The 2,030-nt window shown below is 63.3% G+C and carries 2 protein-coding genes, 1 tRNA gene and 1 pseudogene; 3 read left to right on the top strand and 1 reads right to left on the bottom strand.

The window, feature by feature from the left end; all coding sequences use genetic code 11:
* The first annotated feature begins 136 nt into the window (after nucleotides 1–136).
* Both HC022_RS25110 and HC022_RS25105 read left to right on the top strand, forming a co-directional pair.
* Nucleotides 137–658 carry a hypothetical protein gene (locus HC022_RS25110; RefSeq protein WP_167454202.1) on the top strand — a complete coding sequence of 174 codons (522 nt, stop codon included), beginning with the start codon at nucleotides 137–139 and terminating at the stop codon, nucleotides 656–658.
* On the top strand, nucleotides 595–1,401 hold the full coding sequence (locus HC022_RS25105) for a tyrosine-type recombinase/integrase (protein WP_167454201.1): 807 nt from the start codon (nucleotides 595–597) through the stop codon (nucleotides 1,399–1,401). The genes HC022_RS25110 and HC022_RS25105 overlap by 64 nt, the downstream gene beginning before the upstream one ends.
* 183 nt (nucleotides 1,402–1,584) lie before the next feature.
* Here HC022_RS25105 and HC022_RS25100 read toward each other — a convergent pair.
* A tRNA-Cys gene (locus HC022_RS25100) sits at nucleotides 1,585–1,658 on the bottom strand.
* Between the two features lie 249 nt (nucleotides 1,659–1,907).
* Between HC022_RS25100 and HC022_RS25095 the strand changes: the two are divergent.
* Nucleotides 1,908–2,030, top strand: a pseudogene (locus tag HC022_RS25095) (IS3 family transposase); the annotation flags it as partial.

Here is a 2,030-nt window from a genome sequence, read left to right as displayed (position 1 = left end):
GGAACCTCCTCGAGCGGGCGCGGCTGCGCCGCCTCGGCCAGCGGCATGATCGTCGCCATGCGCGGCCAGCCCCGCCGATCCTTATGCGTGGGTCACCGCGCTGGAGAACGCGACGGGGCGGCACCCCTTCCTGAACATGCGCAGCCGCGAGGTCTCCGGTCGCCCCGCGAAGTCCGAGCCGGCCTGTCACCTCGACATGCTGCGCGAAGCGACCGAGGGCATCACGGCGCTCGCCGAGTTGGAGTCGAACCCCGACGATCCGCAGACGATGGCGAAGGCCTATGCCGGGCTGGCCGACGTGCACGACATGGCCGGCGCCACGATGGCCCGCCTCAAGGGGCTGCTGGGCGTCCGTACCGAGGATGCCGCGCGAGCTACCGGGCCGATCTCCTCGGCCGAGCGCCAATTATGCGCCCGCTGGAACGCCGACAGGCAGACGGTTGGCGGCTGCACAGGCGCATTACCGTCGGCGGCAAGACCCAGACCGTCATCAACGTCTCGCTCACCGGCAGTTCCTGCGAGAACCTCGCACGGATCAGTCAGCCCGCTGCACCTTGGGAGCGCGGCGCATGATGCGCGCCGGTCCGCATTCGAATGCCCGGCCTGTCCGGACCTGCCAAGCGGGGGTACCGGGCCGCACCCAAGTATCGCGACCTGAAGCGGCGGACCAGAGACGACTACGAGAAGCACCTTCCGTACTTCGAGGACAAACTCGGCCACCTCACCCCGCGCCAGATAGAGCGCCATCACGTCATCAGATGGCGTGACGCTTGGGCGAAGCACAAGAGCGCTCACTTCGCCAACTACTGCCTTCGTGTCCTCTCGATCGTCATGGAACACGCCAAGGACATGGGGCTTCTCACGAAATCGGAGGAGAACCCGGCCAAGGGCATCAAGGCGTTGAAATACGAGAAGAACGAGCGCGAGCCATGGCCGGACACGCTGGTTGCCGCATTCCGCAAGGCCTGCGCCTACGGGAGCCGCGAGCGCACCTTGTTCGAGATGTGTCTCGGGACCGGGCAGCGTATCGGTGACGTGCTCAGGATGCAGTGGGGACACGTCCGGGGCGACACGATTCTCGTGATCCAGGGGAAGACCGGCACTCGCCTTGAGATACCTCTCACGCGGCACCTGTCGGCAGCGCTGGAGGCCACGGAGCGCCAAAGCCTCTTCATCCTGACCAAGGATATGTCGAAGACGAAGCGGCCGGGACAGTGGGAGTATCGAGGAGCATCAGACGCGATGCGTGCAGCGAGAGCAGCAATTGGCGCACAAGACTACGACCTGCACGGCCTGCGCTACACAGCCGCCGTCGAGCTTCTTCTCGCTGACTGCAGCGATGACTTGATCTCAGCCGTCACGGGCCAGAAGCGCCGATCTTGCTCGGAGAGGTGCTCTTAGCCGAAAAGCGACTTTCGTTGCCGTTAGGCGAATGTCGAAGCGACTACATAGGTTGCGCTCAGTTACGTGAACATGAGTGCGTTGCGTCATCCTGGGTTGACTGAAGGGTTGTTGGGTACGAAGTTGGGTTCACGCTACGATGGTGAAATTAGTCTTAACATCACAATGACTTAGTGATGTTAATGGAGGCGAGTACCGGAATCGAACCGGTGTACACGGATTTGCAATCCGCTGCGTCACCACTCCGCCAACTCGCCGTCGCCCAGTGGTAGCGGGCGTTTAGACCATCCTTTCGAGGCGCGCAAGCCCTTCCGCCACACAGATTGCCACACTTTCTCGTTCCGTTCTGTTCTGTTCTCAAGCTGAAAATCGCCCGCGGCGCTCCTGCGCTTCACGTGCTCTGACACGCTGCCGGACGTGCCGTGTGTAGTGGCGTACCATCGCGCCGCTCACTTCCGCGGACCTCCAAGACGTTGCGCGCAGGGCGTGAGATGAGGCAGTTTGTCCTGGCCGACACCTCCCTCTCCGGTCTACGGGTTGTCCGGGAACTGGAGACCCTGATCGCCCGGCGGGGGTCTCCTGCCATGGTGGTTTCCGATAATGGCACCGAGCTCACGTCGATGGCTGTC

The organism is Salipiger sp. HF18 (assembly GCF_011806505.1).
In the GTDB taxonomy this organism is placed as follows: Bacteria; Pseudomonadota; Alphaproteobacteria; order Rhodobacterales; family Rhodobacteraceae; genus Salipiger; species Salipiger thiooxidans.
The sequence above is the reverse complement of the archived record's forward strand: the minus strand, read 5'-3'. Positions and strand labels throughout refer to the sequence as shown.

What these genes read in the sequence shown, in the direction of transcription:
- HC022_RS25105 (WP_167454201.1), top strand. Translation starts at nt 595, where the DNA reads ATGCCCGGCCTGTCCGGACCTGCCAAGCGGGGGTACCGGGCCGCACCC.
- HC022_RS25110 (WP_167454202.1), top strand. Translation starts at nt 137, where the DNA reads ATGCGCAGCCGCGAGGTCTCCGGTCGCCCCGCGAAGTCCGAGCCGGCC.